Below are 22712 nucleotides of genomic sequence, written 5' to 3' on the forward strand. Positions count from 1 at the left end.
CACGGCGTCATCCCCTCAGCCGCGCTGGTTGGGCGGTCACGACTGATGGTCGTCTGATCGTGGTAGGTGGTGGTGAGGATCATTCGTCGCTCCGGGTGAGAGTGGTGAACACCCTGTACGGAACAGCGAAACGAAGCGCTTTCCCACCCCGGCGAAGGGGGAGCGGTAATACTCGAAATTCCCCGCGACAAGGGGAGCACGAAGAGCCATCAACGGCGTACGGTCGGTTCTGGTCTGTTCACCCATAAAGAAAAAGGGACATATCCGAATGGATGCCGCGGGTGGTCGTCGCCAGGTTAGGGAACTGCGCCGGATACTGCAACAGCGCGGAGTCCCGACCCGGCAGATCGCGGCGGTGATGGCCGAACGGTTCGGCGTCACTCCGCTGATGGCCTTCCGGCACGCCACGGGCCTCACCCAGGCCGAGGTGGCCGAGCTGTACAACAGGAAATGGCCCAGTGACCCTCCCAAGACCTTCAAGCAGGTCTCCTACTGGGAGTGCTGGCAGGGGCCGGGCTCCGAGTCGTCCGCCTCGGCCCGGCCGCCCTCCTACGAGGACCTGGTACGGCTGGCGAGCCTGTACAGGTGCCTGGTCGACGACCTTCTCCTCGGCCCGCACCGGAAGCTGCCGCTGCCGCCTCCGGAAATCGGTGAACTGCTGGCCGACGTCCTGTTGACAGTGGAAAGCGACAGCTACCCTGGAAAAGCCGATGACGCCACGGTCATCACTTTTGATGTCCCGACCGGCGAAGGGATTGTCGCCGTGAAACTCTCCCGTCGTGAATTCACCGAACTACTGGCTGCGGGCGGGCTGGCGGCTCTGGTCCCAGGCGCCGCCTTGGCCGAACCGGTGACGGCCTCCGGCACCGCACGAGGCGCCACCTACTACCGGCATGTCCTCAACGCCCACCAGGCCGGTCACCACCTGCTGCCCCCGGCCGCCCACCTTTCCGTGCTCCAGCGCGAACTGCACGGCATCGAAAAGGCCCGCCAGGAGACTCCCGGCGTCGCACGCCAGGAACTGCGGCGGATCCAGAGCGAGTACGCCGAGCACATCAGCTGGCTCCTGCGCGAGAGCGCCGACCTGAACGGCTGCCAGCAGTGGGCCAACCGCGCGACCACCTGGGCCATGGAAGCCGGGGACACCTCCATGGCTGCCTACATGATGATCCGTACGGCGAGCCTGGCTCTCGACAGGAAAGACCACACCCGCGCGATGGACCTCACCATGGCAGTCCGCAACGCCTCCTGGACGATCCCTCCGGTGCTGCGCGGCATCGCCCAGGCCTACGAGGCACGCGGACACGCGCTCACCGGCACGGTGGCCGCCGCCCACCTCGACGAGGCAACCGAACTGATCACCACGGGACGCACCGAGACCGACCCGCCCTACCTGAGGTTCTTCACCGGCGACTTCGCCGACATGCAGCGCGCCACCTGCTACGTGGACGCGGGACAGCCCGGACGAGCGGTCACCATCCTGCAGAGCAGGATCACCACCATTCCGACCTCACACCGCAGAGACCGCGCTGTCTACCTGACCCGCCTTGGCGCCGCCCACGCCGCCGCCCAGGAACCGGACGCGGCGGCCTTCGCCGGACTCGGCGCCCTGACCGACGCCCGCAGATCCGCCTCAGAACACGTCATGACCGAACTCGACAACCTCGCCGACACCCTGATGCGGCAATGGCCCAAACAACCGCAGGTACGCCAGTTCCACGAAGAACTCCGCACCGCCCGTCACTCTCAGTTGTCCGGTTCCGTCTGAACGAGAGGTTTTCGCGATGAGCACCCCGAACGAGAATGGCCGTGTTTTTCGGGAAGCCTGGATCGCCGGTGTTCTGAAGCATTTTCCCGGTGAGCCGAAGCCCGGTTACGTCACGCCGTGGGACCAGACCCCCGACTGGGAGCGCGAGGCCGCCACGGCGGTCTACGGGCAGGTGGCCGACTTCATCAGGGTCAGCGATGGAAACACCGGCAAGCTCACCCGTGAGCAGAAGGGGCGCTTCGTCGCCCTGTGCTGGATCGCCCAGATCCACAAGCACATCCCCGACCCCAAGCCGTCCTACGTCGCCGACTGGGACGACCTCCCCGAATGGCAACGGCAGACCGACGCCGACATCTTCGAACGCATCGAGCTGGAGTCCTGACCGTCAGGCACGTCCCGGGTATCCAGGGCGGTGGGGCGGATGGAGAGTCCGGCACCGCTGCCCGCGAGGTCGATGCGGCACTTCAGAATGCCAGGGCGCTCAGAACGCCGGGGCGGGAGGAACCGGCCCCTGGGCTTGAGGCCAGGCACCGGCCAGTATCCGGGCGACGACGGTGCTCAAGATCCGCACACCGCGCACCGAGCCGGGGTCGACGTTGACCAGGTCGCGGACGCGTCGCAGGCGGTAGTCCAGCGTTCGTGGATGGATGTGCAGGGCGGTCGCGGCGGCGAGCCGGTTCATGTCGGCGCGGTAGTAGGCGTCCAGTGTCATCACCAGGTCAGGGCCGTTTGCCAGGCGGCAGGCGATCTCACGCAACCAGCCGTCGACCTCGGTGAGTTGTGCGGCACCGAGTTCGACGAACACGTCGGCGACTCCGGAGAGGGTTCGCGGTGCGGTCTCCAACGGTGCGACATGGGCCACGCGTCGTGCCAGGTCCGCCGTCCTGTTCAGGGCGTTCATCGGGCCGGCGGCCGTCCCCACCGCGCATGGTCGGCCCACCCGTTCCACGATCTCGCGGACCAGGCTCATGAGCCGGTCTCCGTCGGACGTCATGGGCGACAACGACAGGGGGGACAGGGACACGGAGCCGTCGTGCGGCACCAGGGCGAGTAACTCGTCCGGTTGCTGCCAGGACAGTGGTACGAGGTGGTCTTTGAACACGCTCGCGATGAGATCGTCGTGAGCGGTGTCGGTTGGGCCGAACAACCGGCTCGGCACCCTGACGATGACCACCAGGTAGTGGTCGTGCAGGCCGACCCCCAGGCTGCGCGCGAGGTCAGGGGCGGTGGCGTCGCCGGTGAGCAGTAGCTGGGTGAGCGTGCGCACCCGAGTCGCCAGCGAAAGGCGCAGTTGCTCCTCGTCCATGTACGGCTGGAGATAGGCGGCGGTGCCTGGCGTGCCCTGGGTGCCGAACCACGACAACAGGTGCAGCAGTTCCTGTACGTCCTGACCTTCGGCCGCGTCGTAGAACTCGCGGAGCATCAAATTGGCGTGCAATGTCAGCACACGCCGTGCCGTATGAACGGAGAACCCATGCCGCGCACGCTGTTGACCGATGCTCCCGATGAAGGACAGGTCCCCCGCCACGAGCGATTGATCTTCGCTGACGCACTCGATCGTGCGTCGGCGAAACCAGACGGCGTAATCCAGCGTCTCCGCGTACGCCCGCGAGTTGGCGGTCTCCCTGCGATACTCCGGCAGCTCACGTATGTACGCGCTCACTTCCGCTCGCGCATTGGCGTCGGATCGTTTCATCAACAACCGCAAAAGATCGCTCACGCCGATCGGTCTCTCCCTTTATGCGGGCGGCATCACACGCACCACACCAGCGAATAAATCCTTTGGCCAGGTTTGTCCGAATTGGCCGAGAGCGTCCTTATGGTAACCCGCCACGACGTGACGCCCACCATACGAACGATCCGGGTGGCCATAGGGCCGGGGCGACGGCGATAACACAACATTGTGGTCGCGGCACAACAACTCTTACCGGGCGATTCGCGTAGCCATAAAGCGCATAAGTGAAGACCGGATCGGCGCCATCGCGAGCCTTGCTCAAAGTCGAGTCACATAACCGTAACGGCTTGCGAGAAATGACAATTTCCCCTTGGCCGCGGCAGAGCACTTCCACACATGTCACGACGACAGTGCTCCCATCTCCAGGCCATTCTGTTGCCGCTGGCAGCGTCGGTGAGCCCAGGCGAAGGGCTGCCGGCTGAATTTTCCGGCACAACTCGATGGGGAGGAACCAATGCAGGGACGGATCAAAAGAGGAGTCGCCGCGGCGATCGCACTGGCGGCCGCGACGGCGATCGCCGTCGGGCCTGCGGGGGCCAGTTCGGCGGCAAGCCCCACTCCAAACGCGGCCACCTCGCTGCAGGCGTTCGGCATCCTCAATGACGGCAAGCTGATGGCCGCGTTCAAGACAGACAATCCCGAAGAACTCGACTGGGTCAGGAAGATCACCGGGCTGGTCAACGACACCGTCGTCATCGGAATCGACTTCCGTGTGCAGGACGGTAAGTTCTACGCCGTCGGCAACCAGGGCGGCATCTACACGATCTCGCTCCCGAGCCCCAGCGTCCCCGAGGTGGTCGTCGCAAAGGTCTCCCAGCTCAGCGTCGGGCTGAACGGCACGACCTTCGACGTCGACTTCAATCCCGCCGCCGACCGGCTGCGCGTGATCAGCAACACCGGCCAGAACCTGCGGCACAATCTCGGCAACGGCGCGACGGTGTCGGACTACTCCTTGAGCTCCGCTCCGGGTGCCCCGGCGATCACCGGAGTCACCGCCGCCGCCTACACCAACAACGACCTCAACGGCGCCACCTCGACCACCCTGTTCGACATCAACACGGCGACCGCCCAGGTCGTCGTCCAGTCACCGGCCAACAACGGCCTGCTGGCCCCGACCGGTGCACTCGGCACGTCTGTCGGCGTCAACGCGGGCCTCGACATCTTCAGCAAGCTGAGCAACGGCAAGACCGTCTCGAACTCGGCCTACGCCACCCTTGTCCTCCCGAACGGCGACGCGACGCTCAACACGGTCGACCTGCTCACCGGTGCCGCCACCCAGGTCGGAGTCTTCCCCCTGTCCGTCACCGACATCGCCCTCGCTCTCGACGCGTCCTGACACGCCTCGTCCGGCCAGCGATGGCCAGCCCGCGCCGGTCCCGCCGGCGCGGGTTCATCCATGCCGTCCGGTGCGTGGTGAATCCGTAGCACCAACAGTGCGACGATCGGCTTCACCGACCGGCGGAAGGCGCCGTGCGGGCGCGGAGTCTGCGGAGCATTCGGGCGTCGACGAAGCCTACGGCGCGGGCTGCGGTTTCGACGGTGGCTCCCCGGCCGAGGAGGTGTTCCGCGCGTTCCAGGCGTAGGGCGGTCTGGTAGGCCAGGGGGGTGAGGCCGGTGGCCTGGCTGAACAGGCGGGTCACCGTACGTTCGCTGCATCCGGCGGCCTCGGCCAGCAGGCTCAGCGGCAGCCGTTCGGTGAAGCGGACCTCGATCAGGTCCTGGATGCGGTGGACGGTGTCGTCCACGTGTGAGCGCCAGCGCAGCAGTGGGCTGATCTGCTCCGCCGTACCGTCGCGGTGGGTGTGGACGAGCATGGCGCGGGCGACCTGTCCCGCGGCGTACGGGCCGTGGCGGGTGGTTATCAGGTGCAGGGCCATGTCGGTTCCGCTGGCCACGCCCGCCGAGGTGACGATCCGGTCGTCCTCGATGTACAGCCTGTCCTTGACGACCACCGCGCGGGGGTAGAGGCGGGCGAGTTCGTCCTGGACGGCGTGGTGGGTCGTGCAGCGGCGGCCGTCGAGCAGCCCGGCGCGGCCCAGTGCGTCGGCACCCGCGCACACGCTGGCGACCGTACCGCCGGACGCGTGGTGTTCGCGCAGGTGGCGCAGGGCCTGCTGGCTCGCGGGGCGGGTCGGGCCGCGCCAGCCGGGCACGATGACCAGGTCGTCGGGGGTCAGGGACGGCCAACTGGTCTCGGCTCGCAGGGTCAGCCCCTGCACGGTGGCGACCTCGTCGTCCTCTGCGACGTAGGTGAGCGTGTGCGGGTGGCCGAGGTCGTCGGCGGTGGAGAAGACCTGGGCGGGTCCGGCCACGTCGAGGAGGTGCACCTGCGGGATGAGCAGGAAGACGACTCTCGGCATGACCGGCACCTCCTAGTTTCCGGTGAGCTGGTCCACGGTCCTGATGGTGGCGAAACGACCTGAAAGAGCGTATTCGGTACGGGCCGTGATCTGGTCCACGCCGAGGGTGCGGGGGTCCCGCATGAGGTCGGGGAAGGACAGGCCGTCGGGGGCGGAGCGGTGCGGGATCGGCGTGGTCGCGGTGGCGTCGATGGCGAAGTCGACCTCGAAGCCCAGGTCGGAGGCGATGCGGGTGGTGGTCTCGCAGCACTGCTCGGTCCGGATGCCGCAGATGGTCAGCTTCCTGATGCCGCGCTGGGTGAGGTACTGCTGGAGGTTGGTGGTGGTGAAGGCGTTGTGCGCGGTCTTGGTGAGGACCGGCTCGCCGGGGAGGGGTTCGACGCCGTCCATCAGGCGGACGAATCCTCGGGCCGGGTCGAAGACGGAGCCCGATCCTGGGCGCGAGCCGAGCACCCAGACGACCTCGTCCCCCGCGTCCCTGGCCGCTGCGGCCAGGCGGTTGACCTGGGAGACGATGTCCGGTCGTGAGGTGTACTGCCAGTCGGGGAGGTGGAGGAAGGAGTTCTGGACGTCGATGGCGATGAGGGCGCTGGGCATGCCCTCAGAGTGGCAACGTGGCGTCCCGAGCTGAAGGCATCACCTGGTCAGCCTGCGGATCGATCTGGTCAGAAGCTTCGCCCGCACGCCGTACACAAAATAGCCACAAGAGGACAGAAGGTAGCCCCAGAAAGGTGAATGGGGCATCATTGGGGCGCGAACTGAGGATGATCTCAGTTCGGCACGTATGCCAACGCGGGAGCTCGGGGCAACCGGGCTGAGAGGGCAGCTACCGCCGCTGCCGACCGCTGAACCTGACCGGGTAATGCCGGCGTAGGGAGTAGTTGTCCTATGGTGCCACCTGCCCAGAATGTCCAGAACGCTGCCCAGAACCAGAATGCGAGGAAGGTCTATCTTGTCGGCTCGCGGCCGGACATCCGTGTGCCGATGCGCGAGATCTCGCTGACCGACGGATCGTCCGTCGTCCTGTACGACACCTCGGGGCCGTACACCGATCCGGAGTACGACACCGACCCGGAGAAGGGGCTGCCGCCGCTCAGATCGGCCTGGCGACAGGCCGGGGAGACGCTTGCCTGTGGAGGGAGGGAGTCCTGCGGCGGAACGCTGTCCCACCCGACGCGGCAGACCCAGCTGGCCCGTGCCAGACGCGGGGAGATCACACCGGAGATGGAGTTCGTCGCGCTGCGCGAGGGCGTCGAGCCGGAGTTCGTCCGCGACGAGATCGCCAGGGGCCGGGCCGTACTGCCGGTGAACGTCAACCATCCGGAGAGCGAGCCGATGATCATCGGGCGCAACTTCCTGGTGAAGGTCAACGCCAACATCGGCAACTCGGCCGTGTCCTCCTCGATCGAGGAGGAGGTCGAGAAGATGCGCTGGGCCACCCGCTGGGGGGCCGACACGATCATGGACCTCTCCACCGGGAAGCGGATCCACGAGACCCGCGAGTGGATCCTGCGCAACTCCCCGGTCCCGGTCGGTACGGTGCCGATCTACCAGGCGCTTGAGAAGGTGGGAGGCAAACCCGAGGCCCTGTCGTGGGAGGTCTTCCGCGACACCGTGATCGAGCAGTGCGAGCAGGGCGTCGACTACATGACCGTGCACGCGGGCGTACGGCTCGCCTACGTGCCGCTGACCGCGAACCGCAAGACGGGCATCGTCTCCCGGGGCGGTTCGATCCTGGCGGCCTGGTGCCTGGCCCACCACGCGGAGAACTTCATCTACACCAACTTCGCGGAGCTGTGCGAGATCCTCGCCGCCTACGACGTGACGTTCTCCCTCGGCGACGGCCTGCGGCCCGGTTCGATCTACGACGCCAACGACGAGGCGCAGTTCGCCGAGTTGCGCACGCTGGGGGAGCTGACCCACGTCGCCTGGGAGCACGACTGCCAGGTCATGATCGAGGGGCCGGGGCACGTGCCCATGCACAAGATCAAGGAGAACGTCGACCTGCAGATGGAGCTGTGCTCCGAGGCGCCGTTCTACACGCTGGGGCCGCTGACCACGGACATCGCGCCGGGCTACGACCACATCACCTCGGCCATCGGCGCGGCGATGATCGGCTGGTACGGCACGGCGATGCTGTGTTATGTCACCCCGAAGGAGCATCTTGGCCTGCCCGACCGTGACGACGTCAAGGCGGGGGTGATCGCCTACAAGATTGCGGCCCATGCCGCAGACCTGGCCAAGGGGCATCCCGGGGCGCAGGCCTGGGACGACGCGCTGTCGCAGGCCCGCTTCGAGTTCCGGTGGGAGGACCAGTTCAACCTCTCCCTGGACCCGGACACCGCCCGCTCCTTCCACGACGAGACCATGCCCGCCGCCCCGGCGAAGACCGCGCACTTCTGCTCCATGTGCGGTCCGCACTTCTGCTCCATGCGGATCACCCAGGACGTGCGCGCCTACGCCGAACGCAACGGCCTGACCGACGTCGAGGCCATCGAGGCCGGGATGCGCTCCAAGGCCGAGGAGTTCAGGAACGAGGGCGGAAAGGTCTACCTCCCCATGCCCTCACCCCCGGGCGAGGAGTAGGCCAGACCCGTCCGTTCGTGGGATGTGGTGGGACCGGAAGCCGACCAGCATGGAGAGAGGCGGTTGTCGTTTCCGACGAGAGGGGCTGGCAGATGGCTCAGGAACGACCCGAGGTGCCGCGCGAGGAGTGGCGCCCGTTCTTGGACGGCCTGACGAAGCAGTACGAGGGCTCGGAGGTGACGATCGAGGTGCTGGACTCCTCGTCCGGCGACCTCTACCAGGCGGAGAAGCTTCCCCTTGCCTACATCGAGTACGACGACAGGGACGACATCTTCTCCGTCGGCGTCGGGGGACGCGACCCGCGCTACCCGGTGGTGCTCCGCCACGGCATCGAACACCCGAGGAAGATCCTCGCCGACACCGTCTCGGCGGAGACGCCACGGGTCTTCGACGTCGTGGACGGGGAGGGCACCGAGACGATCATCACCATCCACCGGCACGCCGCGTGACAGGCCCGGCCCCGCTCTCGTCGCGGGGCCGGTCCCCATCCGGTACGGCGGCGCCCTTCCCCGGCCCGCGCCGCCGTACCCCTCGGACGTTCAGGCGTGTCCGCCCGGGGAGATGAGGCCGGTCTCGTAGGCGAGCACAACGGCCTGGACCCGGTCGCGCAGCCCCAGTTTGGCCAGGATGCGCGCGACGTGCGTCTTGACCGTCGTCGTGCTGAGCGTCAGCCGTTCGGCCAGTTCGGCGTTGCTCAGCCCGGTGGCGAGCAGGCGCAGCACCTCAAGCTCCCGTGGCGTCAGCTCGGACAGGTCACGGTGCGACGCGTCGGTCCCCGCCTCCTCGCGCTCCTCACGGCGGGCGAACCGCTCGACCAGGCGGCGGGTGATGGACGGCGCGAGCAGGGCGTCCCCGGTGCGCACCAGCCGTACGGCGGAGACCAGGTGTTCCGGGGTGACGTCCTTGAGCAGGAAACCGCTGGCCCCCGCGGCGAGGGCGGCGTAGACGTAGTGGTCGAGGTCGTAGGTGGTCAGGATGAGCACCCGCGTCTCCTGCCCCTCCTCGGCCATGAGCCGCCGGGTGGCCTCAAGGCCGTCCATCTGCGGCATCCGGATGTCCATGAGCACCACGTCGGGGCTGGTGCGCCGTACGGCGTCGATCGCCTCGGCCCCGTCCGCCGCCTCCCCGACGACCTCGGCGCCGTCCGCGGTGAGGATCATCCGGAACCCGGTGCGGACCAGCGCCTGGTCGTCGGCGATGACGACGCGCGGCGGCCGGTCCATGGACCACTCGGGAGGGCGGGTCACGAGGTCGTCCTGGGCAGGCGGGCCACGAGCCGGTAGCCACGGCCCCGGGGCCCCGCCTCCAGGCTTCCGCCGTACAGGGCGAGCCGCTCGCGCAGGCCGATCAGCCCCCTGCCGTCGCCGGTCGCCGAGAGGGCGGGGCGTCCGGCGCCGGTGTCGGTGACCTCGATCCTCAGCCAGTCGCCGTCGTGGCGGATCACGACGGACGCCGCCGCCCCCGAGGCGTGCTTGATCGTGTTGGTCAGGGCCTCCTGGACGACGCGGTAGGCGGCCAGGTCGATCCCGGGAGGCAGCGGCTCGGGAGGCGGCGACAGCGTGACGTCCACCGGCGTCCCCGCGGCACGGACCCGCTCGACCAGGGTGCTCAGCCGGTCGAGCCCCGGCTGCGGTTCGAGACCCTCACCGGGGTCGGCGTAGCGTCCCCCCGCCGGACCCGCGAGCAGGCCCATGACGTGCCGCAACTCGGCCAGGGCGGTCCTGCCGCTCGCCTCGATCGCGAGCATGGCCTCCCGCGACATTCCGGGATCGGTCCCCATCACCTTGCGCGCCGCACCGGCCTGGATCACCATCACGCTCACATTGTGGGTCACGACGTCGTGGAGTTCCCCGGCGATGCGGGCGCGTTCGGCCTCGACGGCCCTGCGGGTGGTCTCCTCCTGGGCCTGGCGCAGCTCCTCGATCCTGCGCCTGCTCGCCCTGAGCCGCTGCCGCCAGACGTGGACGAGGCTCGCGACGACCCCGGCCCCCAGCAGCAGGGCCGAGGGACCGAACCAGCCGGGCAGCCGGGGGGCCACGCCCTCGAAGGCACCCCCGGCCAGCATGGCGGCCAGCAGCAGCCCGGCCACCGCGGCCACCCGGTTGCGGCTGTGCGCGACGGCGCTGTAGGCCGCGACGGCGCAGGCCAGCACGGTGATCCAGGTCGCGCCCGCGTAGGTGACCAGCGCGGCGGTCAGCACCGTCCAGAAGACGGTCAGCGGAAAACGGCGCCGAAGCGCCAGCGGCAGCGCCGTCAGCACCACCAGGATCGCGGGCGGCTCGTAGACCTTGGGCCAGGTGGGCTCCGAGCCGTCCTCGTCGTGGATGCCGAACACCACGGCGGGTGGCACGGCCGGTACGGCACCGCCTTTCGGCGCGTCGGGACGCAGCCGCAGGACTCCGGCCAGGGGCTGCGGAGCGCCGTGGTCGTCGCGGTTCCCACCGGGGAAGTTCACCGCCGCGACCAACGCGAGGACGGTCAGCGCGAGGGCCAGCAGCACGTCGGTGACGATCGACCTGCGGGACGGCATGACGGGTTCCCCCGCCGGTCGTAGCACCTCAAGCGCGTACCGCCTCCACGACCGTCGTCCCTCTGCCACCACCCGCCCATTGTGGCCTCCACCACCCCGCCCCCACATCCGCCAAGAAGACCACCCTTCCCTTCCCGAGAAGTACACCGCGCGGACGATTTCATGAATCGGTCGTTTTCCGGAGGTATCCAATATCGGTTTGATGGCCGACGCGAATGGGGATCGGCCGCGCCTACCGTCGTTCTCGTCTTCCGGCTGTCCTTTCAGGGGAGCCGTTCCGATGGGGAAGGACGGATATTTCATGACTAATGAGACCGGCCGGTACGGCACGGCGATTCCTGGTCCCGGACGGACAACGAGCGGGCGGGCCGTACGGCGCGGCACGGCTGTCGTCGTCGGTCTGCTGGCCTTCCTCACCTCGACGACCCCCGCCTCCGCCACCGTCGCTTCCGGCTCCGAAGCTGTTTCGGTTGTCACGCCGAGGTTGCCCGCGCCGGCCGGGCCTCATCCGGTCGGTACCGTCTCCCTCCACCTGAAGGACACCTCCCGGTCCGACCCGTGGGTTCCGGCCGTGAAGGTCAGGGAGTTGATGGTCTCCGTGTGGTACCCGGCCGTGGGGAGGAGCGGGCGGCGGGCGCCGTACATGACGGTGCAGGAGTCGGAGGCCCTGATCAGAGGGGAGGGGATCACCGACCTGCCACCGGGCATCCTCGGTGAGGCGCGGACCAACGCCTTCCTCGGCGCCAGGCCCGCGGGGCGCAGGCACGGGCTGCCGCTGGTGGTGCTCTCTCCGGGCTTCATCAGGTCACGCAAGACCCTCACGGCGCTGGCGGAGGAACTGGCGAGCAGGGGATACGTGGTGGCCGGGATCGACCACACCTACGAGAGCCGGGGTACGAGCTTCCCCGACGGGCGGTTCACCACCTGTGTCGCGTGCGAGGTCGATCACGAGGAGGGTTTCGGGGAGAAGGCGGTGGCCGTACGGGCGGCCGACGTCTCCTTCGTGCTCGACGAGCTGACCGGTCCCCGTCCGAAGTGGGCGGGCGCCTCCCTGATCGACCCCACCAGGATCGCGATGGCGGGTCACTCGCTGGGCGGCGCGAGCTCGCTGGCGGCGATGGTGAAGGACGACCGGGTGCGCGCGGGGATCGACATGGACGGCAACACCTACGCCCCGATCCCTCAGGAGGGGCTGGCGCGACCGTTCATGTTCCTGGCGTCGCAGGGGCACACCCCGGGAGGTGGAAGCCCCGCGTGGGACCGTGACTGGAAGCTCCTGACCGGCTGGAAACGCTGGCTCACGGTCACCGGGGCCGAGCACTCCTCCTTCACCGACCTCATCCCGCTGGCCGACCAACTCGGTGTCCCGCATGACGGTGAGCTGTCCGGCACCCGCTCCCTGAAGATCACCAGGGAGTACGTCCTCGCCTTCCTCGACCGCCACCTACGCGGCAGACCGCAACCCCTGCTGGACGCCCCCTCTCCCCGCTATCCCGAGGTCAAGCACTGCTCCCCGCCCGCGAGCACCTGCTCCTAGCCGCGGTCAGGCCGGGCCGAGGAGGTCCCAGCGGTTGCCCGCGATGTCGAGGAAGACGGCGATCTGGCCGTACGGCTCGGCGCGGGGGGCGGTTACGAACCTGACGTTCGCGGCCGTCATCCGCCGGTAGGCCGCGTCGAAGTCGTCGACCCGCAGGAAGAACCCCACCCGCCCCGCCACCTGGTTCCCGACGGCGGCGCCTGGTGGTCGCCGTCCGCACGGGCGAGGAGAATGCCCGTCTCCGCCCCGGGCGGACGGACGACGACCCATCGCTTGGGCCGCCCGTCGTTCGTCAGGGACGGCGAGTCCTCGGCCAGCTCGAAGCCAAGCACCCCGACGAAGAACTCGATAGCCGGGTCGTAGTCGTCCACGACGACCGTGAACAGATCGATTCGCATGATCCCGATCGTAGGGAGCCAGGGGCGCTGTCGGTTACACTTATTGCAGTTATCCTGCAGGAGGTGCTCGTGGCTCGTGCCGGAGTTCTCGCCAATGCCGTCCGTGTCGAGGCCGACAGCGACGATCGTGAGCTGCTGGCCCACCTCGGGGACGTCGCCGAGGACGCGCAGCTGGTGCTGCGCGGACCCGACAGCCGTGACGTCGTGCTGCCCGAATCTCTTCTCGCTCTCGTGCTGGCCGCGGCTCACGACCTCGCGAAGGGCAACGCCGTCCTCGCGCTCCCGATGGAGACCAGGCTGACCCCGAGTGAGACCGCCCGGGTGCTCGGGCTGTCACGCCCCTTCGTCGCCCGTCTGCTCGACGAGGGCGAGATTCCCTCCCAGCACCTGCCCGGCAGTCGTCACCGTCTGGTCCGCCTCACGGATGTCCTGGAGTTCCAGGCTCGACGTGAACGGCGCGCGGAAGGTCGGCGCAGGATCATGGAACTCGCCGAAGAGGTGGACCTGCCCTACTGACCTTCCTGGAGACTGGCCGATGGCCCGTGTCTTCGTCGACACCAACGTGCTTTTCCCGTTCTCGCTGATGGACCTGATGCTCGCCCTGACCGAGGACGCGGTGCACACTCTGGTCTGGAGTGATCACCTGCTGGCGGAGTGGGAGCGGGTCATCGTGCGAGAGCGACAGCGCTCCGCGCCTGCGGCGGCGGGTATCAGCGCGGCGATCCGGGAGTTCTTCGCTGACAGTCGGGTTCCCGACGACGACTACAAGCACCTGCTCGCTCAGATGGAAGGGCCTGATCCGGACGACTGCCACCACATGGCTGCTGCCGTCGCAGGCCGCGTACGTGTCCTGGTGACCTGGAATCTCGCGGACTTCCCGGCGGCTTTCCTCGCCCGGTACGGGGTGACCGTCGCTGATCCTGACGCGTATTTGTGCTCGTTGCTGAGCCGGAGCCCTCGTGAGGTGCTGGGGGTTCTGAGGCGAATGGCGGCGGGGAAGCGGCGCCCGCCCATGACCACGATAGACCTCGTCGGTGCTCTGGATCGGGCAGGGGTGACGCTCTTCGCGCGGAGTGCCCGCGATCGCCTGGATGGCCTGTCTGTCTGATGAAGTGATGGAGTCGAAGTGGTTCCTTCCTGCCCTCGACGTTCCTGGTCGATTTACACCTACCCCGGGGCCAGAGTCGTCCAGCTGAGATCACGGTGACCATGGCGAAAGTGGAGATTCGCGGCGAATTCCTCCAGTATCCGGGTGTGGTTTGGAATGTTGAGGAGTTCGTCGCTGCGGCGGGTGTGACCGTTGGGCGGGTGGCTGACTATGTGGACGGTAGTCAGCGGGGGTTGGGGGCCGTCGTTGGGCGGCGGGGGCCGGGGGAGTTGGCGGAGCGGCTGGATCTGGCGCGGTGGATTCGTGAAGGGGGGATGACGCCGGAGGCCTACGCGGAGTTTCTGGCGGTCTACCTCGACGAGGGGACCAGGTTCCACCATCCCGGTCACCTCGGCCACCAGATCGCCGCGCCCGACTTCCCCGCCGCGCTCGCCGACCTCGTGCACGGCGCCGCGAACAACCCGATGGCGGCCTACGAGATGGGCGCCGCGGCCGCGACCGTCGAGTTCGAGGTCGTGCGCTGGATGCTGGACAAGGCCGGGTACGGCCAGGCGGGCGGGGGCGTGCTCACCCACGGGGGGTCGCTGGCCAACCTCACCGCCCTGCTGGCCGCGCGGGCGGCGGCCGTACCGGACGCGTGGGAGAACGGGATTCCCGGAGACCTGGCGTTGCTCGCGCCCGAGTCGGCGCACTACTCGCTCACCCGGGCCGCGGCGATCCTCGGGCTGGGGGAGCGGGCCGTCGTGCCGCTGGACACCGACTCCCTCGGTCGGATCGACGTGGCGCGGCTGCCTGAGGCTCTCGATCGGGTACGGCGGGCGGGGCGGCGGCCGATGGCGCTGGTCGCGGCGGCCTGCGCGACCGGGACGGGGCTGTACGACGACCTGCGGCGGATCGGGGAGTTCTGCGCCGCCAACGGCCTGTGGTTCCACGTGGACGGCGCCCACGGGGCCTCGGCGCTGCTGGCCGAGGGGCACAGGCGCCTGCTCGACGGGGTCGAGCTGGCCGACTCGCTGACCTGGGACGCGCACAAGATGCTGCGCACCTCAAGTCTCGCGGCGGCCGTGCTGGTCAGGCGTGGGGACGCACTGGACGCGGCCTTCAGGCAGCGGGCGAGTTACCTGTTCTACGGGGACCAGGGGTTCGACTCGATCGGCAGGACCGTCGAGTGCAGCAAGGCCGAGCTCGGCCTGAAGATCTTCCTCAACCTGGCCTGGCGGGGGGAACGGGGGCTCGGGGAGTACGTCGCGCGGCAGTACGCCACCGCGCGTCGCCTGTGGGAACTGGCCCGGGAGCGGCCCGGGTTCGCGCTGCCGTACGAGCCGGAGAGCAACATCGTCTGTTTCCGGTACGGCGGCGGCGACCAGGCGGCGATCAGGGAGGCGTTGACGGCCGACGGGGCCTTCCACCTGACCTCGGCCGAGATCGGCGGGGTCCGTCACCTGCGGGCCAGCGTCATGGCCCCCGCGACCGACGACAAGACACTGCACGCACTACTCGACCGGATAACCGAGCTTGGGGGGTGAACCGCCGCGCCGCCGTACCGGTAGGAGCGGCAGGTGGGGGAGCGAGCCGCCGTACCGGTAGGAGCGGCAGGTGGGGAGTGAACCGCCGTACCGGTAAAAGCGGCAGGTGGGGAGTGAACCGCCGCGCCGCCGTGCCTCATGAGGTACGGCGGCGCGGGGGCGTCAGAGGGTGACGCAGATGTTGTCTGTCACGGGTTGGTTGTTGCCGTCGTAGAACTTGGCGCACCACAGGTGGCCGGACCAGGCGACCACCCAGGGGTAGGAGTTGTACGGCTCACCCCAGCCCCAGGACTTGGTGGGGCTGTTGTCCGACCAGCCGTAGGGGCCGAAGAGGTTGAAGTGTCCGTACTTGGAGCCGGAGGCGCTCCAGGCCTGCACGTGGTTGACCTGGCAGCCGCTGCCGTAGGGCACGTAGTAGACCTTGACGGTGATTCCGTCGCCGGTCTCCGCCTTGTCGCCGGGGCAGCTCACCAGTGCCTTGGTGGACTGGGCGGCCTGGGCCGTGGAGGGGACGGACAGGAGCGCGAGGCCGGAGAGGACGGCCAGCACGGCGAGGACGAGCTTTCGCATGGAGCCTCTTTCCTGGACCGAATGGGGATTTGTGCTCGTCAAACTACTTTTCTCTGGCGTTTTCCTATGAGCCGATAAAGCGCCAAAAACCATCGCTTTCCTGCCAAGCAAGTCGGGAAAAAGCCGGGGATTCGCCCTGATCGCCTGATATAGCGTCAGAGCCATGAGCGAACTCGACAGCCGCCTGCGCGCGGTGTGCGACCTGTCCCTCCCGCAGATCAGGGAGATGGCGGGCAGACACGAGTACGACGGCCGCATCCAGGACCTCTCCCCCGAAGGGGTGCGCACCGGGCTGGCCGCGCTCGGCGCGGGAGAGCCGCCCGCCGACCCCCACGACGCGGCGCACCTGCGGATCTTCGAGGAGGACGCCCGGGTCAGGTACGGCGAGCTGGAGCTGCACCGGCGCAACCCCCTGGCGCACCTGGAGAACCTCGACCTGGCCACCTACGACCGCGAGTACGCCCCGGAGGCGGAGCGGGTCGCCGCGAGGAACGCCCACCTCGCCCTGTGGCCGGAGGCCGTCGACCACGCGATCACCTCCCTCGACCTGCTCAGCGCCCCCGTCGCGACCGCGCTGCTCGGCGCCGTGCGCGGCCTGGCCGCCGGGGTGCCCGCGGACGCCGACGCCTCGGTGCGCGAGGCCGCGCTCAAGGCCCACGCCCGCCTGGCCGAGCACGTGGAGGAGGCCGCCCGCTCCGGCGACCCCGACGCCTCCCTCGGGGCGGCCGGGCTGGCCAGGCTGATGGGGGCCGGTGACGGTCTTCCCGTCGATCTCGGCACGCTGGCCGTACGGGCCGATGCCGAACGTGACCGGCTGCTGGCCAGGCTGGCCGAGTCCTGCGCGCGCCTGGGGCGGGGCGGCGGGTCCCCGCTCGACGTCGCCCGCGAGCTGGTCAAGGACCACCCGGGGATCGACGGCGTGATCGAGGCCGCCAGGGTCGGCACAGAACGGGCCATCGCCTTCACCAGGGAGAAGGACCTGGTGCCCTACCACGACGGCGAGTGCCTGGTCGGGATCGCGCCGGAGTCGCGCAGGTGGGGGATGGCGATGATGAGCTGGGCCGCGCCCGGAGAACCCGAGGCCCCCTCGTGGTATCACGTCACCCCGCCCGAGCCGTCGTGGCCGGAGCGCGACATCGAGGAGTGGCTTGAGGTCTTCAGCGCCACCACGCTTCCCGCGATCAACGTGCACGAGGTCGCCCCGGGGCACTTCTCCCACGGCCGTGCCCTGCGGCACGTCCCCTCGCCGGTGCGCCGTACGCTCATGTCGCTGGCGTTCATCGAGGGCTGGGCGCACTACGCGGAGGAGCTGTGCGTCGAGGAGGGCTTCGCCCCCGAGGACCCGCGCTTCGAGATCGGCGTCTGGCTTGAGGCATTGATCCGGGTGACCCGGCTGGCCTGCGCGATCGGCGTCCACAGCGGCGCGATGACCGTCCAGGAGGGGGCCGCGCGCTTCGAGGCCGACACCCACCTGGCGGGTCCCGCCGCCCTCTCCGAGGCGTCCAGGGCTACCTTCGACCCGACCTACGGCCGGTACACGTGGGGAAAACTGGAGATCCTCGATCTTCGCTCGCGGGCCAGGGCCGAGTGGGGGACGGGGTTCACGCCCAAGCGCTTCCACACCGCCATGCTCGACCTCGGCTCCCCGCCCCTCGGCCTGCTCGGCAACGCCCTCGCCTAGGCAGGTGCCCGGTCGCCGGGGAAGGGCTCGCGGTGGTGAGTAACCGCGCTGATGGGCGCCGATAGACTGGGAGGACCGCTGTGTTTTCTTTGGGGGTCTTGTGTCTGAGTTCGACACGGTCCTCGTCGTCGACTTCGGCGCGCAGTACGCGCAGCTGATCGCGCGACGGGTGCGTGAATGCCACGTCTACTCCGAGATCGTCCCCTCGACGATGCCGGTCGAGGAGATGATGGCCAAGAATCCCAAGGCCATCATCCTGTCCGGCGGCCCCTCCTCGGTCTACGCCGAGGGTGCCCCGGCCGCCCCCGAGGGGCTGTTCGAGACCGGGGTGCCCACCTTCGGCATCTGCTACGGCTTCCAGGTCATGGCCCAGACGCTCGGTGGCCAGGTGGCCAAGACCGGCGTCGCCGAGTACGGCGGGACGCGGCTCGACGTGGCCAGCGAGGGCGTGCTCTTCTCCGGTCTGCCCGCCACGCAGTCGGTCTGGATGTCCCACGGTGACAGCGTCGCCGCCGCCCCCGAGGGCTTCCTCGTCACGGCCACGACCGCCGAGACGCCGGTCGCCGCCTTCGAGCACCCGGGGCGCGGCCTGTACGGCGTGCAGTTCCACCCCGAGGTCCTGCACAGCGACCACGGCCAGGCCGTGCTGAAGCACTTCCTTGAGGCGGCGGGCTGCCGCCCCTCCTGGACGATGCTCAACATCGTCGAGGACGCCGTCGAGGCGATCCGCGCCCAGATCGGCCCCGAGGGCCGCGCGATCTGCGGCCTGTCCGGCGGTGTCGACTCCGCGGTCGCGGCGGCGATGGTGCAGCGGGCCATCGGCGACCGGCTGACCTGCGTCTTCGTGGACCACGGGCTGCTGCGCAAGGGCGAGGCCGAGCAGGTCGAGCGCGACTTCGTCGATGTCACCGGCGTCAAGCTCAGGGTGGTCGACGCCCAGGAGCGCTTCCTGAAGGCCCTCGACGGGGTGACCGACCCCGAGGAGAAGCGCAAGATCATCGGACGCGAGTTCATCCGGGTCTTCGAGGACGAGCAGCGTGCCATCCTCGCCGACGGCCCGGTCGAGTTCCTCGTCCAGGGCACTCTTTACCCCGACGTCGTCGAGTCCGGCGGCGGCACGGGCACCGCCAACATCAAGTCCCACCACAACGTGGGCGGCCTGCCCGACGACCTTCAGTTCACGCTGGTCGAGCCGCTGCGGGCGCTGTTCAAGGACGAGGTCCGCCGCGCGGGCGAGGAACTCGGGCTGCCGTCCGCGATGGTCTGGCGTCAGCCGTTCCCCGGCCCCGGGCTGGGCATCCGCATCGTCGGCGCGGTCACCCGCGAGCGCCTGGAGATCCTGCGCGAGGCCGACGTCATCGCCCGTGAGGAGCTGTCCAGGGCCGGTCTCGACCGGGACATCTGGCAGTGCCCGGTGGTGCTGCTCGCCGACGTCCGCTCGGTCGGCGTCCAGGGTGACGGCCGCACCTACGGTCACCCGATCGTGCTGCGTCCGGTCTCCAGCGAGGACGCCATGACGGCCGACTGGTCGCGGCTTCCCTACGAGGTGTTGGCCCGGATCTCCACCCGGATCACGAACGAGGTCCGCGAGGTCAACCGGGTAGTCCTCGACGTGACCAGCAAGCCCCCGGGCACCATCGAGTGGGAGTAGAACCTCACGGCGCGGCCCCCGGAGAGATCCTCTCCGGGGGCCGCGCCGTTTTCCGCACCCAGCTCACCGGTCGCCGCGGAGGGCGACGTACTGCAGGGCGGCGAATCCACCCACGACCAGGGCCTGCGCGAACACCCAGACGGCCCCGAAGGTCGTCGTGCCCAGCCCACCGAGGGCAAGTTCGACGACGCTCGCCACGGCCCACAGGGCGTTCAGGGCGATGACGGCGGTCACGGCACCCCGGTTGACGGTCTTCGGCATGGCCAGCAGCCAGACCGCGACGCCGTACACCAGAAGAAAGACACCGACACCACGCTGGAGGGGTACGGCCAGGCCGAGCAGGTCGTTGATGGGGCCCGCGAGCAGCAGGTAGGCCAGGCCGTTGACGCCGGTGACGACGGCGTCGAGCCGCAGGGCCAGACGGAGGAGGGGGCCGGTCGTGGTGGTGGGGGCCATGTCAGGAGCCTTTCTCGGGGAGGGGTTCTGGGAACGTCCGGGACGGCGCGGCGGGGCCGTCCCGGACGCCGGGGGTCAGGCCGGGACCTGGTCGAGGAAGCCGTGGACCGTGCTGATCCGGCCGTCCTCGGTCAGCGTCGCGACGTCGAAGCCGACCACGATCGCCTCGCCGCCCTCAAGACCGAGTTTCCAGGTGAAGCGGGCCAGGTCGTGGTGGGCGTCCACGTCGTCGCCGGGGGTGAAGACCAGGCCGGGGAACTGCTGCTGGACGGCGGCGATGGTCGCGTCGATCGCGTCGCGTCCGGTGACGTCGACCAGGGGGTCCACGTAGCGGGCGTCCTCGGTCCATACGGCGTCGATCTCCGCGCGCCGCTCGGCGTCGTCGGTGATGTTCCAGATGGCCAGGTAGCGCTCGACCAGCTTGGTGGCGTCGGTCATGTCGATCTCTCCTCGTCGTCCGCAGTGGGGTCGTTCTCGCAGGTCATAACGCTACGGAGCATCGCGGAACGGGGAATCAGTCATTGACCGGTACTTCTCACGCCGCCTATCGGTCAACCTGGGAGTGTCCTGTGTACGAGGGGAGTCGGTCGGGTCCTGTCGGTAGCGAGAAGGTAACTTGGGGCGAATGTCTCCCCCCGCCGCCCTTCCGACGCCGACCCCGGCGCCGCCACCACCTGTGACGGGCCAGCGACTGGCCTGGCTGGACGCGCTTCGCGGCCTCGGCGCGGTCGCGGTGCTGCTCGAACACCTGCTGCCGTGGTTCATGCCGGCCCTGAGGCCCTACTGGTTCAACCTCGGCATGTACGGCGTGCTGGTGTTCTTCCTGGTCAGCGGCTACATCATCCCGGTCTCCCTGGAGGGGCGGGGGGACGTACGCGCCTTCTGGATCAGCAGGGCGTTCCGGCTCTACCCGATCTACCTGCTGGTCGTGGGGTTCGTCCTGGTCATGGCGTTCTGGCTGCCGGTTCGTGAGCAGGTGCCGCGCGGCCTGGAGGGGGTGGCGGGGCACGTCACGATGCTGATGGACGTCCTGCACATGGGCGGCCTGGCCGACACCATGTGGACGCTCTCCTACGAGATGGTCTTCTACCTGCTGGTGACCGCGCTGTTCGTGCGCGGCCTGCACCTCAGGAGCGGCCTCGTCGCCGTCGTCTTCGGCGTCGTCGGGATCGGGGCCGGGCTGGTGCTGTCGGCGCCGCTGCTCGGGGGGCCGTGGCCCGCCTACGTCGCCGGGGTGCTGTTCTGCGTGGGCATGGCGTGCGTGGTCGGCGGCCGGTTCCGTACGGTCGCCGCCTGCGTGCTCGGCGTGATGGCCGTGGTGCTGACGCTCTTCTCGGGGTTCGTCCCGTGGCTCGGGGCGACGATCCTGGCGGTGATGTTCACCGGGACCGCGATCCGCCGCTGGGAGCAGGGCACGGGCGGGATCGCCCCGGTGGCCGCAGCCGCCGTGCTCGTGGCGCTCGCCCCGGTGTGGTCGATCCAGGCGGGCTGGTGGTGGGTCCAGCCGGGCGTGTGGTTCGCCACGGTCGGGCTCGCGGCGGCGACGTTCGCCGGGGCCATGGCCCTGCGCGGACGTCGCCTGCCGCGTCCCGTCGTCTGGCTCGGGCTGATCAGCTACTCGCTCTACCTGCTGCACCACCCGCTGCTGAGGCTCTTCCACGCCCTCGTCGGGGACGTGACGGCCATGCCGCAGGCGGTGCAGCTCTCGGTCTCGGCGGCCTTCCTGGCCGTCGTGGTCGGCCTGAGCTGGCTGACCTACCGCTACGTCGAGCTACCGATGCAGCGGCTCGGCCGGAGACTGGCTCACAGGCCGTCCTCGGGCGAGGCCGCCTCGGGGGCGTCGGGGGAGTCGGGCGTTTCGGCCGCCAGGTCGTCCTTCTCCGAGCCGACCGGGTAGATCGAGCCCGCCTCCAGCTTGTTCGCGCCGCGCAGCGAGGAGACCGAGACGACGTGGTAGCCCTGCTTCTGCAGGGCCGCGATCAGCTTGGGCATCACCTTGACGGTCTGCTCAACCCAGTCGTGCATGAGGATGACCCCGTCACGCTTGGCGTTCTTGAGCACCTCGTCGTAGATGGCCTTCTCGTTCTTGGTCGCCCAGTCGCGGGAACCGCCGTTCCACAGCACGATCGGCAGGTTCATCTCCTTGGCGATGGCCTGCACCCGATAGTCCAGCTCGCCGTACGGCGGACGCAGCAGGGTGGGGGTCTTGCCGGTGGCCTGCTTGACGATGTCCTGGGTGCGGGTCAGCTCCTCGCGGATCTTCTCCTCGCTCAGGTCGCGCAGGTGGGGGTGGGTGTAGCTGTGGTTGCCCAGCTCGTGGCCCTCGACGGCCATCCGCTTGGCGAACGCCTTGCGTGACTTCACGTACTGGCCCTCAAGGAAGAACGTGGCCTTGGAGTTGGTCTTCTTGAGGGTGTCGAGCAGCTTGTCGGCGTACTTGCCGGGGCCGTCGTCGAACGTCAGCGCGATGCACTTGACCTTCGCGCAGTCCACCGGCTTCGTCTTTTCCGCTTTCGGCTTGTTCGTGCCCCACGCCGCGCCGGGCGAGGACAGCAGGGCCACGGTGCACGTGGCGGCCAGGAGCAGTCGGGCGGGAGACTTCATGAGGGTGAGCTTCCGGGTCGAGTGACTTCTGGGAAGAAAACATGCTATCGAGGCATGTCAACACCCTCGGGGGACATGAGTCACGATGTCCTGTGAAAAATGGATACCTCTGGTTCCCGTACGGCCCCGGGCCATGACCGGTTGGGCGGGGGCGGCACGGTATGCCACGGCTGGTCAAGAACCGGTATGGAGATCCTCTCTT

At 69.0% G+C, this 22712-nt stretch carries 21 protein-coding genes, 1 pseudogene and 1 riboswitch; of the genes and pseudogenes, 12 read left to right on the top strand and 10 right to left on the bottom strand.

Annotated elements, in window-relative coordinates:
- The first annotated feature begins 268 nt into the window (after positions 1–268).
- A complete protein-coding gene (locus tag FHS44_RS05390) occupies positions 269–1768 on the top strand; it encodes an NsdA family TPR-like regulatory protein (protein WP_184712727.1) in 1500 nt (499 codons plus the stop codon).
- A gap of 16 nt (positions 1769–1784) precedes the next feature.
- Positions 1785–2150, top strand: a complete 366-nt coding sequence (locus tag FHS44_RS05395) for a hypothetical protein (RefSeq protein WP_184712728.1) — start codon at positions 1785–1787, stop codon at positions 2148–2150.
- A 99-nt stretch (positions 2151–2249) separates the two neighbouring features.
- Here FHS44_RS05395 and FHS44_RS42255 read toward each other — a convergent pair whose 3' ends face one another.
- Positions 2250–3488 carry a PucR family transcriptional regulator gene (locus FHS44_RS42255; protein ID WP_184712729.1) on the bottom strand — a complete coding sequence of 413 codons (1239 nt, stop codon included), beginning with the start codon at positions 3486–3488 and terminating at the stop codon, positions 2250–2252.
- A gap of 469 nt (positions 3489–3957) precedes the next feature.
- Here FHS44_RS42255 and FHS44_RS05405 point away from each other — a divergent pair, with 469 nt between their 5' ends.
- Complete coding sequence (locus tag FHS44_RS05405; RefSeq protein ID WP_184712730.1) at positions 3958–4839, top strand: DUF4394 domain-containing protein; 882 nt, start codon at positions 3958–3960, stop codon at positions 4837–4839.
- 112 nt (positions 4840–4951) lie between these two features.
- On the opposite strand, the gene FHS44_RS05410 is transcribed toward FHS44_RS05405, so the two are convergent.
- Both FHS44_RS05410 and FHS44_RS05415 read right to left on the bottom strand, forming a co-directional pair.
- A complete protein-coding gene (locus FHS44_RS05410) occupies positions 4952–5863 on the bottom strand; it encodes a GlxA family transcriptional regulator (RefSeq protein ID WP_184712731.1) in 912 nt (303 codons plus the stop codon).
- A gap of 12 nt (positions 5864–5875) precedes the next feature.
- Positions 5876–6460, bottom strand: a complete 585-nt coding sequence (locus FHS44_RS05415; protein ID WP_184712732.1) for a cysteine hydrolase family protein — start codon at positions 6458–6460, stop codon at positions 5876–5878.
- Positions 6461–6645: 185 nt separating this feature from the next.
- A riboswitch (TPP riboswitch) is annotated at positions 6646–6757 on the top strand.
- On the opposite strand from FHS44_RS05415, the gene thiC reads away from it, so the two are divergent.
- Positions 6752–8449 (top strand): phosphomethylpyrimidine synthase ThiC, encoded by a 1698-nt coding sequence (gene thiC, locus FHS44_RS05420; RefSeq protein ID WP_184712733.1) that lies wholly within the window; start codon positions 6752–6754, stop codon positions 8447–8449. Its footprint overlaps the riboswitch before it by 6 nt.
- A gap of 92 nt (positions 8450–8541) precedes the next feature.
- Positions 8542–8898 (top strand): DUF5335 family protein, encoded by a 357-nt coding sequence (locus tag FHS44_RS05425; RefSeq protein WP_184712734.1) that lies wholly within the window; start codon positions 8542–8544, stop codon positions 8896–8898.
- 90 nt (positions 8899–8988) lie between these two features.
- Here the strand turns inward: FHS44_RS05425 and FHS44_RS05430 are convergent, their stop codons facing one another.
- Both FHS44_RS05430 and FHS44_RS05435 read right to left on the bottom strand, forming a co-directional pair.
- Entirely contained in the window at positions 8989–9672 is a 684-nt protein-coding gene (locus tag FHS44_RS05430; protein WP_184713447.1) for a response regulator, read from the bottom strand.
- A gap of 20 nt (positions 9673–9692) precedes the next feature.
- Positions 9693–10979, bottom strand: coding sequence for a sensor histidine kinase (locus FHS44_RS05435; protein ID WP_184712735.1), 1287 nt, complete (start codon positions 10977–10979; stop codon positions 9693–9695).
- 301 nt (positions 10980–11280) lie between these two features.
- Here FHS44_RS05435 and FHS44_RS05440 point away from each other — a divergent pair, with 301 nt between their 5' ends.
- The gene (locus FHS44_RS05440; protein WP_184712736.1) at positions 11281–12516 is read left to right on the top strand and encodes an alpha/beta hydrolase family protein; all 1236 of its coding nucleotides are present in this window, start codon (positions 11281–11283) and stop codon (positions 12514–12516) included.
- 6 nt (positions 12517–12522) lie between these two features.
- Here FHS44_RS05440 and FHS44_RS05445 read toward each other — a convergent pair.
- Positions 12523–12914, bottom strand: a pseudogene (locus FHS44_RS05445) (VOC family protein).
- 63 nt (positions 12915–12977) lie between these two features.
- On the opposite strand from FHS44_RS05445, the gene FHS44_RS42260 reads away from it, so the two are divergent.
- The 3 genes from FHS44_RS42260 to FHS44_RS05460 all read left to right on the top strand — a co-directional run bounded on the left by FHS44_RS42260 (position 12978) and on the right by FHS44_RS05460 (position 15548).
- Positions 12978–13430, top strand: coding sequence for a helix-turn-helix domain-containing protein (locus FHS44_RS42260; RefSeq protein ID WP_312863532.1), 453 nt, complete (start codon positions 12978–12980; stop codon positions 13428–13430).
- Positions 13431–13449: 19 nt separating this feature from the next.
- Positions 13450–14022, top strand: coding sequence for a PIN domain-containing protein (locus FHS44_RS05455; RefSeq protein ID WP_184712737.1), 573 nt, complete (start codon positions 13450–13452; stop codon positions 14020–14022).
- Positions 14023–14336: 314 nt separating this feature from the next.
- Positions 14337–15548, top strand: coding sequence for a pyridoxal phosphate-dependent decarboxylase family protein (locus tag FHS44_RS05460; RefSeq protein WP_184712738.1), 1212 nt, complete (start codon positions 14337–14339; stop codon positions 15546–15548).
- A 162-nt stretch (positions 15549–15710) separates the two neighbouring features.
- Here the strand turns inward: FHS44_RS05460 and FHS44_RS05465 are convergent, their stop codons facing one another.
- A complete protein-coding gene (locus tag FHS44_RS05465) occupies positions 15711–16118 on the bottom strand; it encodes a hypothetical protein (protein WP_184712739.1) in 408 nt (135 codons plus the stop codon).
- 163 nt (positions 16119–16281) lie between these two features.
- Between FHS44_RS05465 and FHS44_RS05470 the strand changes: the two genes are divergently transcribed.
- Together FHS44_RS05470 and guaA are read left to right on the top strand one after the other, a co-directional pair.
- Entirely contained in the window at positions 16282–17799 is a 1518-nt protein-coding gene (locus FHS44_RS05470; protein WP_184712740.1) for a DUF885 family protein, read from the top strand.
- Positions 17800–17860: 61 nt separating this feature from the next.
- Positions 17861–19450 (top strand): glutamine-hydrolyzing GMP synthase, encoded by a 1590-nt coding sequence (gene guaA, locus FHS44_RS05475; protein WP_376771575.1) that lies wholly within the window; start codon positions 17861–17863, stop codon positions 19448–19450.
- 63 nt (positions 19451–19513) lie between these two features.
- Here guaA and FHS44_RS05480 read toward each other — a convergent pair whose 3' ends face one another.
- Positions 19514–19906, bottom strand: a complete 393-nt coding sequence (locus FHS44_RS05480; RefSeq protein ID WP_184712742.1) for a hypothetical protein — start codon at positions 19904–19906, stop codon at positions 19514–19516.
- Between the two features lie 75 nt (positions 19907–19981).
- On the bottom strand, positions 19982–20344 hold the full coding sequence (locus FHS44_RS05485) for a nuclear transport factor 2 family protein (RefSeq protein ID WP_184712743.1): 363 nt from the start codon (positions 20342–20344) through the stop codon (positions 19982–19984).
- Between the two features lie 187 nt (positions 20345–20531).
- Here FHS44_RS05485 and FHS44_RS05490 point away from each other — a divergent pair, with 187 nt between their 5' ends.
- Positions 20532–21803, top strand: coding sequence for an acyltransferase family protein (locus FHS44_RS05490; RefSeq protein WP_184712744.1), 1272 nt, complete (start codon positions 20532–20534; stop codon positions 21801–21803).
- Here the strand turns inward: FHS44_RS05490 and FHS44_RS05495 are convergent.
- Positions 21710–22510, bottom strand: a complete 801-nt coding sequence (locus tag FHS44_RS05495; RefSeq protein ID WP_184712745.1) for a polysaccharide deacetylase family protein — start codon at positions 22508–22510, stop codon at positions 21710–21712. The two genes, FHS44_RS05490 and FHS44_RS05495, sit on opposite strands and share 94 nt — an antisense overlap.
- Positions 22511–22712 lie beyond the last annotated feature (202 nt).

Source organism: Streptosporangium saharense, from assembly GCF_014203715.1.
Classification (GTDB): domain Bacteria; phylum Actinomycetota; class Actinomycetes; order Streptosporangiales; family Streptosporangiaceae; genus Streptosporangium; species Streptosporangium saharense.